Here is an 8,767-nt window from a genome sequence, read left to right on the forward strand (position 1 = left end):
AGGATCACGCTCCGGCCCAGCCCCACACCACCCCGTCCCCCGCAAACAAGATCAACCAGCATCCGCCGCTTGAGAAGAACCTCCAGGCCAGAGGTTAAAAACAAAGCTGACGGCATGCGAGCGAAAGATCTCGTTTGCCGCGAGGTCCGGCCGAGACAGAAACTCCCCTGGGGATCACACTGGTCCTATGACCACTCCCCCGACGTTCGATCCCAGGGAACTCAGCGGACACCTCGCACATGCCTTCAGCGAGTGGCTGCATGCGGTGCCCCAGCAGGATTCTGAAGCCTGCGGCGAGATAGCGGTCACCACCGTGTAAGCCGGCGAGGTATTCAATCTCCCACTAACAGCAGCGCACATGCAGGCGCTCGCGAGGGACCTGGAGCGCTCCGCGCAGGCGCATCGCCAGCACGCTGGTGGCCGCCGCGGGGACGAGGTGCCGTTGACGATGGAGCACCTGCGATTGCTGGACGAGGCGCAGATGCGGGGCGCTCGCACTTATCGTTCCAAATCAGCCGAGTAGGTGGGCACCCTCGCCGTGCGTGGCCCTCACCCGGGCTCGCGAGCCACGATCTTGGCTCCCCGCTCGGGTCCGTGCGACAAGCCTCAAAGTAGAGCGTCCGCCGGCGGCTTATCCCGCTGGTGCGCGAGCAATCGCCCACTCTGGGGCACGTCGGGCCCGCTTCGGGCACGTCCCTCGCAGCCAGCACCCGGCCCCGGATCGCGTCCAGAGCCGCCGCCAGATCCTTGCCGGCCAACCCCGCCGGACCGCCGATCGCCACCCCATCGAGACAGGCTTCACGTCCCCGGTGGCGATCGTACCGGTCCTGCGTGCCTGTCCGGGGTCGTGGTGGCGACGGGTGCGCGCCTGCTCCGCCCGCAGCGCCGGTACGGCTTGTCTGGCCGCCGCGCCCATCTCTCCGTACACGCGGGCGGCCGGGAGACCTGCAGGCGAGGTGGCGTTCCACGCGTCCAGCAGGACCGGCGGGGCGTTCTGGGCGTCTGCGGCGGCCCGCCACAGCACGTCCGGCGATCGGGCGTCGAGCGGCTGGCGAGGACCTGTACCGGGCTTCCCGCCTTCACGAGAGCCGGGCGGCGGACTCGGCGTGGCGGGTGAGCTTGTTGGTCAGGTGCGTCCAGTTCTGGAGGTCGCGCAGAAGATCTGCGGTCATCTGTACGCCACTGGGGAAAAGTCGTCCGAACAGCTCGACCACCGGGTCTTCGACGCCTTGGTCTATCTCGACGCGACCAGAGGCGGTCATGGGCGTAGCCGGCTCCTGGGTGGCGGGTTGGGCGGCGGTTTCTCGGACAGCGGATTTCGGTCCGACCCAGAACTGTTCGGACGTCACGCCGACCAGCCGGGCGGCTTTCGCGGCCTGGTCCAGGTCGGCGCGCCCCATCTGCGAGCGCGGTACGCGCAGCGTTCCGCCGTGGGGACCTCGGTAGATCGTGTGGACGCCCTCGTCCTTACGCGGGGCAAAGCCCCAGGCGCGGAGCCGGTCGACGAAGTCACGACAGGTCGGATGCGGTCCTTCGAAAGCCTGAGCGTTGATCTGTTGCGGCATGCCTAACTCCAATCTGGTGTCGCGCTTAACTCCTTCCAAGAGTAGACTCCAGATGCGATTAGAGCGCAAATCCGTTTTGGAGTGAGCGATGGAAGAGTCAGCACACCGCTACAACGAGGTCGACCGGAATCTCGCAGCGAATCTGATCATTTTCCGCGAGGCGGCAGGCTTCAGCCAGGAGGAGCTGGCGCAGCGAATGAGCGAGCGCGGCTTCGGGTTCAGCCAAGCCACCATCTGGAAGATCGAACGCAACAAGCGTCCTGTCCGGGTCAGCGAACTGCTCGCGCTAGCCGATGCACTGGATCGGCGCCCACTGGAGTTCACCAGAACTCCCGAGGAGACCCGGCTCGCGGTTCAACTGCGCCAGGCTCACGGGAACGCCTTCGACGCTCACGAAAGCCTCAAGGAGGCGGCCTCTGAGTACCTGAGGGCGCAGGTGGACGTCCTTGTAGCAGCCCACAGCGCACACGAGGCAGGGCTTTCGGTGAGCGAACTGGACACCGCGTATCTGGCCATCCCGCCGGAGCACGTGGTCATTGAGGCGCGGGTGGAATACGAAATGGCCGATGCGCAACAAGACCAGCTCGCCGACGCGGCGCAAAAGGTCATCGACGCCCTCAGCGCTGCCGGCTACCACCCCACCCTTCGACTGGAAGACGTCACGACCATCCCTGGCGGTCCGCCTGCCCTCTGGAATCCCACCGACCACCCTCACTGAGAGCCATCAGAGTCCAGCCGGGTCTGGGGGAGGTTGGCGCCGTGTTGCTCGGCGGCCGAGGTCCGCTATCGGCCGTCAGGCTGGAAGCGGGAATCCGGTGAGTGATCGAGAATGGGTCGCGGGGAGAGCACGATCGAGCGTGTAAGACGGCCGGAACGCGCATCAGAACAAGAACGTACGCCAAGCGCACCGCGACAGCATCGGCGCGGCAGGCTGCCCGACACCTTGCCAGCAATCAAGATCGTTTCTTAGTCGTACGTTTTCGTTGCGCCGTTCCTCGCGGGCCATACCGTCGTCGACGACCATCGTCGGGGACTGGCGCTGCGGGCACGCTTGTTCACTCGCGAGCCGACCATGCCCCGGCCTATGACGTACTGCTGGACAACGGCCGGTATCGGGCTGCTTCGCAGGTCCACTCCAGAGTGGCGTGGGGAAGCGCGAGGTAGGCGCAGGCGACCTTGCTGGCCGCCCGGGCGCTGCCGTGAGACGGGCCGAGGCGGCGGTAGGCGGTGGGTAGCGCGCGGGCGGCTCGGAGAAGGTCGGTGGTGTGGGCGGCGATGCGGTCGATCACCCAGGAGATGGCCGCGGCGGGGGACAGGCCGAGATGGTGCTGGGCGGTCAGGGCGTAGTTGGACAGATAACGATCGTGTAGCATCCGCGTTCTGCTGTCACACGTCGGCGCTGCGAGCTGGCCGTTCTTCCGAGTCCGCGTTCGGTGTCACCTTGATCAGTCCGGGATTCGTGTCATGTCCGGGGGCCGCGTAATCTAGCTACGGTCAGCATCTCTACGCGCCGGTAACTTCTACGCCCGGGATGTGGCGTGATCGGCTTCCCCTTAGGGTTCCCCTACATGCGACCAATACCCCCGATGGGATGATCTTGATTGGCGCACTCCGCAGGGCACACGCCGTACGCGTGGCCGGCGGCCTGGCCGGCAAGCGGCCTCGCCGGGGGATCTGCACTCAGAGGGCAGCCGCGCTTTGTAGGAACGCCCGGCGTGCGTCGCGCCGTAGGCGATCATGGCGCCTGTGCACTGGCCAACCCGGCGGCTACGGGGGTTGGGAGCCCGAGCTTGTTAAGCCCTTCGAGTAGGCGCTGGAGGGTGTGGGGGGCGTGGGTTCAGGGTGATCACCTAGCCGACGTGCTGGCGGATGATCTCGGCGGCGAGGACGGTGAACGGGCCGTCACCGTTCCAGGGGCGCAGGACCATGTGTCCGACTGCGTTGGGGTCAGCGTCCAGGCCATGCGGCGGGAAGTCCAGCGTCGCCAGTGCTCCTCGTTAGATGATGGACGTCGTGACGGACCTGGCGAACTGGAAGTCGCGCGCCGCAGACCTTGACCCGGCTGTGGCGGCCGAGGTGTGGACCGACCCCTCGGCGCCGGCTTCAGTGCTGCGTGACCCCCCGGCGGGGGTGGTGGAGTTCCTGCTCGGCGACGGAGCCTGGCGGGGCAGCCTCTCGGCCGTATTGCGCAACCCGGCGCTACCGATGAGCGTGCTGGCCATGCTGGCGGCACGGGCCAGGGGGCGGTCCCGTGCCGCGATCTCCCGTCACGCGTTGCGGGCCGGAGCCGACGTGCCGAGGTTGATCGCGGCGGCTCCGGCGATCACCGCCGCCGAACTGGGAAAGGTTGTGGACGGGCTACGGTACGGATGGGAGTACCGGCGGGACCCCGGCGCAGCACAGGCCATGTTGGCCAAGATGGTGCGTGCGTTCACCACTTCGTCGGACATCCGGTGCCGGGCTCTTGCCGCTGAGGCGTTCCCACTGATTGTGGGGCCGCGTCACCGCTACACCAAGGGCGAGGTGTCGGCGACCAAGCTGATCGCTGATCCGGAGGTGGCGGTGCTGGTCGCGTTGGCTCGCAACCACCACGTGCGCGTCTTGCCGGAGTCGCAGGACGGCTTGGCTGTGCGCCGTGCGCTCCTGGGTCACTCCGCGCCGCGGGTGCGCGCCACGGCCCGTCGCGCGGGCATCCACGTGCTCGACAGCCACATCTTTGCCGCGCTCTCGGCAGCCGACGGTCGGCCCGTCCCCGCCGACCCTGCGGCGTCCGGGGTGGAGCTGGCCGACCCGCTGGATGATCCGGTGCCCAGCGTGCGCGTGACCGCGATCACCGGCGGCATCCCTGAGCAGGACGGCGCCCGCTGGGCGCGTGTCCTGGCTGACCCAAGCCCGCAGGTCCGCAAAGCCGCCGCCACACGCGGATACTTCACGCCCTCCTTCGTGTGGGCTGGCCTGGCCGAGGACCCCGACCCGGCCGTGCGCGCGGCGGTCGCCCATTCCCGCTGGGCACCCGCGGAGCTACAACGCCGGCTCTTGTCCGACGCGGACCCGAAGGTGGCAACGGCCGCCGAAGCCCGCGATCCGCTCTCCCTGCCGGTGCGGGTACGCCCGTGCCTGCCCGCGGAGGGGGAAATCATGCTGCCGGTCAGCTTCACCCACGACCAGCAGTTTCGTCGGCTCGACCTCACCGCCGTCACTCTCACCCTGACCCAGCAGCACCAACTGGCAATCGCGGCGCGTACCAATGCCGAGGCCCGCGCCGAAGCACGCGCCCGCGTTATCGCCCGCCTGGGAACCTCCCGGGCCGCGGACTGGGTGGCCAACCGCTGGGAACGTTGGTGCGATGTGTTCGCGGTCCCCGCACCGGCACACTCCATGATCGGTTTGGAGCACAGGCTCGCCGCGCCGTTCGTCGGCTCGGCGACCGCTGATGATCGCGTCACCGGCGTGCTCGCGCTGTTCGACGCCGTCCTCGGCCTGGCCGCCGCACCCGGTTTCGCTATGCCAGACCATCGGCCCGAACACCGCTCCGATGCCCTGCACACCAGCGCCAAGGAGCAGAACGAGCAGGAGGCCGCCGACCTGGTGCTGCTGACCGGGCCGTGGGGAACAGGTCTTGCTCCCCACACTGGTCACCGTGGACACCGTGTACGGACCACGCACTCCCGCCGCACGACACCTGTTGACCACCGCGGCACGGCTGCCTCGCGCCCGTCTGGACTCTTTGCTCACCAGGCGCATCAGCATTGACGACCAGCGCTGGAGATCCGCTCGCCGCGAAGCGGTCGACGCGGTCGCCGGCCCCCACGACCAGGTATACGCCGCGCACTTTCTTTTCTGGGACGCCGTGACCGTCGCCGAACTCGCCGCCTGGCAGCGACCCACTGATCCGCTGCTGGCCGACGCCCTGTGGGCCGCCGGCGCGGTGGTGTTGTATGGCGAGCAGATGTCGGCGGCCACAGTCGAGATCCTCACTTCGCCCTGCACTGCGGCAGGTCTCTTGCTGTGATCGACTACCGAACCAGCTACCACGCACCCCGACGATGGGCGGGAGCGCTCGGCTGCTGGCGTTGTCGGGGGGTCCTGCCAGAGCGTTCCGGGCTCCGGTGTAGGCCGCGACGAATTCCTAGTGTCGGGGCGAGCACCGCGGCGCGCTGGCCCACAGACGCAGCCTGCCCTGCCGCCTTCAGTGAATGCGCCACGGCACGGTGTAGCAGCTTGGTCCATGCCTTCGCCTCGATCAGTTCCGGGGGATCTCGGTGGTCGCAAGCAGCGCGCCCGGTTTCAACGCCCACAACGGCCGGCCGAACCAGGTCCGCACTTGCTCCAGAGGTACCACGTCGGCGGAGATCGTCCCGGCCGACTATCCCGCTGCGGCCCTTGGTCAGCACGAACTGAGTCGCTGCCGGCCGTGGCCGACGCTCGGCCGACCGACCGAGCTGCGTCTGTCGCATTCGCGGGGATGTGCTCGCGGAATAACCAGGTCACCGGCAGGGCGTCGAGCCCCGAACACGCCGGCGTCGTAGCCGGCCGACAGGTCACGGCGTTGCCCGATTCGCCGGTCATAATCCGCCACCTGACCCCTCACCGCTGCCGCACTGCTCCTGGCCGCAGGCCCCGCCGCCGCGCAGCACACGAGCCCGCCAAGCACGGCCCCAGAGGGGGACGTGACCGCCCCAGATCATGTGTTCTGCTGTGGTTTAGTTATCGGATGACCGCATCAGGCAGATGGACACGCTCGCTGGCGCCGCTCACCGCCACTGTGCTGATCGCCGCCGCCTGCTCCTCTGACGATCCGCACACGCTCACCTTCGATGTCACGGGCGAAGGAAGTTTCGCCATCACGTACGTCATTAACGGCCGCTCCACGACCGAGCCCCAGGTGAGGCCTCCCTGGAAGAAGGACATCACCCTCGCCGGACAGGGTGAGGACACCTGGAGCCTTTCCATACGGCACCTGGGCGCCGGCTCGGTGAGTGCCGTTGCCTACGTTGACGGCCAGTTCATCACTCAGACCGCAGGCTCAGGATCAAACGGCGGCGGCACCAGTAGCCTTAGCGGCTCCGTCGGCTGAACTACCCTCCCGAACCCACTGGACGCTGACGTCCTTGATAGGCCCTCTGTGTGGCAGACCAAGTAAGCCGGAAAGGGGCAACGGCGGTGGGCACACAGGACAGAGCTGCAATTCTGTCCGAGTCCCGAGATGGCGTCTGACCAGGTCAGCGCAGCCGCGCCGCTGCGCTGGCCCGAATGCCTCAACGCGGACCCCTTCGAGCGCGCCAACCAGCTGGCTCGGGGTATCCGAGCCCAGCGGAGGACCAGGACCGCAGCGGCTGTATCGGCGCAAGCCCGCCACGACCGATTTTGGCGACGGACAGTGACATACGTGCGACAAGCAGCGCCCGTACGGGGTGCCACAGCTGTCATGCCTGAGGGATGGGCCTGATGACTCTGAACGCCTACTGTCCCAGGTGCCACTCAACCAGCAGCGGCATCAGCCAGCGTCCGGGAGACAACGTCGATGGAGCAAGATCCAGTGCGATTGGATGTGGAAGGGTGCGCTCACCTGCTGCACGTTTCCACAGGCGAGGTGCGCGACTGGATCCGGCGAAAGGAGTTTGCCGAGCCAAATGGCATGGCGGCCGGCCAGCCGTTTTGGTCCGAGCGGCGCGTCCTGCGCTGGCTTGTCCGCGGGGACCCGGCCGGCGGAGAACGCGTCCCCATCGAATACTGGCCGCCAGCGCCGCAACCCGCCCCGTACCTCGGAGCCGAAACGGTCCACCAGGTCGGTGTAGGTCTGCGCTGGCGCACCCCACAGGGAGTGGTGTACCTGTTCTTCCACCATCAAGAGTGGGAACACGGCACGCTCGAACTGGCCCAGCACCGACTGGCTGGCCAGGCCGCCGCCATCGTCAAAGTGGATCCGGACTACTCCCACGACGGGCCATCGCTCAGCGCCATCTGCCCCGCCGCGCCACAGCGCGTCTACTGGCCCTCCTGGACTCAGCTGTCTCAGGTATTGGGCGGGCGGATCCCCTTCTGGCCCGCCGGAGTACGCACTGCGGATCTGATCACGCGTTGGCGGCCCGAGGCGGCGCCTCTGGTGGTGCCCGCCTGCCCTGCCGTCGACGTGGTTCCAGCACTGCGGTTGGCTGTCGCCGTCGAGCCGGGGTTCATCCGAGACACCTTGATCAACATGGTCCAGATCATCCAGCAGCAGGCGACCGACGCCGCTCTCCTCGACCTTGAGATGTTTCAGCAGCGGGCCGAGCCTCGCACGTACATCATCGCTGCCGAGCCCATGGCCACCCTGAGCGCCGATCGCGACGACATTCCGGAAAGCCAGCGGCGAGCGACCTGGCTGGAACTGCTCAGCAGATCCGACACGCTGACGGGTCAGTGCGTGCGCCTGGCCCGACGATGGGACGGTGGCAAGGATCTGCCTGCACCTGAAGTGCTCAGGGTCGACCCGGAGGCGCCTGCGGCACGTGAATGGACCGCCCGCCTGGTCCCGTGCCGGCGCACTGCGATGTTCGAGATGGTGGATCCGGAGCAAGAAGCCGCGGCCACGCTGCTGGATCCCCTGACGGATGCGCCGGCCGCCCGTGTTGGCGAAAGAATCCACGCTGCCATTCCGCACCGTCTCACCACCTCGGCTCCACTGGCGGAGATCATTTTGGAGGAGCCGATCTGGGTTCGCACCTCCGACGGCGTCATCTTCCCGGCACCGCGACATCCCGGCTTCGGCATCGGTTGGGGCAACATAGGCCGCGGTGCGACTGCCCTGGCCCTGCTGATCCATCAGCTCCTCCACGACATCACCACAGTGCCGCAGCCCCCCGCTGGAGCACCCTCCGGCCTTCTTGCGTTGACCGCGCGGCCCTGGCCGACCGGAACGGTGCTGACGCGTGAGCAGTTGCAGCAGGCCCTCGATACACCGCGCGAGGACATCTAGACTCGTGCCGCCGATCTGCGCGGTGATCTGCTCGATGGCGCCCTGGGCGGCACACCGCGCGGGGAACGATCGGCCGGCTCCGTGCTCACCGCTGCGAGCACAGCACGTGCCACCGAATCACGGACGCACTTCATCGTTCTTACAACACTGACCCTTTTTCATCCTCAGACGGCCTGTGTGACGCGGTGGTTCTGAAGGACGGCGATGGCCTTGCAGAGGTGGCCGGCCTTGGATGGGCTGCAGC

At 67.7% G+C, this 8,767-nt stretch carries 7 protein-coding genes; 5 read left to right on the forward strand and 2 right to left on the reverse strand.

All coding sequences use genetic code 11. The annotated features are described in order from the left end of the window. Positions 1–1,079: 1,079 nt before the first annotated feature. Positions 1,080–1,565 carry a hypothetical protein gene (locus tag AB0C30_RS59545; protein WP_357962547.1) on the reverse strand — a complete coding sequence of 162 codons (486 nt, stop codon included), beginning with the start codon at positions 1,563–1,565 and terminating at the stop codon, positions 1,080–1,082. 88 nt (positions 1,566–1,653) lie between these two features. On the opposite strand from AB0C30_RS59545, the gene AB0C30_RS59550 reads away from it, so the two are divergent. Beyond that, a complete protein-coding gene (locus tag AB0C30_RS59550) occupies positions 1,654–2,283 on the forward strand; it encodes a helix-turn-helix transcriptional regulator (RefSeq protein ID WP_357962549.1) in 630 nt (209 codons plus the stop codon). Positions 2,284–2,647: 364 nt separating this feature from the next. Here the strand turns inward: AB0C30_RS59550 and AB0C30_RS59555 are convergent, their stop codons facing one another. Then, positions 2,648–2,938 carry a hypothetical protein gene (locus tag AB0C30_RS59555; protein ID WP_357962550.1) on the reverse strand — a complete coding sequence of 97 codons (291 nt, stop codon included), beginning with the start codon at positions 2,936–2,938 and terminating at the stop codon, positions 2,648–2,650. 628 nt (positions 2,939–3,566) lie between these two features. Here AB0C30_RS59555 and AB0C30_RS59560 point away from each other — a divergent pair. The 4 genes from AB0C30_RS59560 to AB0C30_RS59575 all read left to right on the forward strand — a co-directional run bounded on the left by AB0C30_RS59560 (position 3,567) and on the right by AB0C30_RS59575 (position 8,523). Further along, entirely contained in the window at positions 3,567–5,318 is a 1,752-nt protein-coding gene (locus AB0C30_RS59560) for a hypothetical protein (protein WP_357962553.1), read from the forward strand. After that, positions 5,293–5,577 (forward strand): hypothetical protein, encoded by a 285-nt coding sequence (locus tag AB0C30_RS59565; protein WP_357962556.1) that lies wholly within the window; start codon positions 5,293–5,295, stop codon positions 5,575–5,577. Before AB0C30_RS59560 ends, AB0C30_RS59565 begins: the two co-directional genes overlap by 26 nt. A 702-nt stretch (positions 5,578–6,279) precedes the next feature. Further along, positions 6,280–6,642 (forward strand): hypothetical protein, encoded by a 363-nt coding sequence (locus tag AB0C30_RS59570; protein ID WP_357962559.1) that lies wholly within the window; start codon positions 6,280–6,282, stop codon positions 6,640–6,642. Positions 6,643–7,104: 462 nt separating this feature from the next. Further along, positions 7,105–8,523, forward strand: a complete 1,419-nt coding sequence (locus AB0C30_RS59575) for a hypothetical protein (RefSeq protein WP_357962562.1) — start codon at positions 7,105–7,107, stop codon at positions 8,521–8,523. Positions 8,524–8,767: the final 244 nt, after the last annotated feature.

Origin of the sequence: Nonomuraea sp. NPDC048901 (assembly GCF_040649695.1) — a bacterium.
GTDB lineage: Bacteria > Actinomycetota > Actinomycetes > Streptosporangiales > Streptosporangiaceae > Nonomuraea.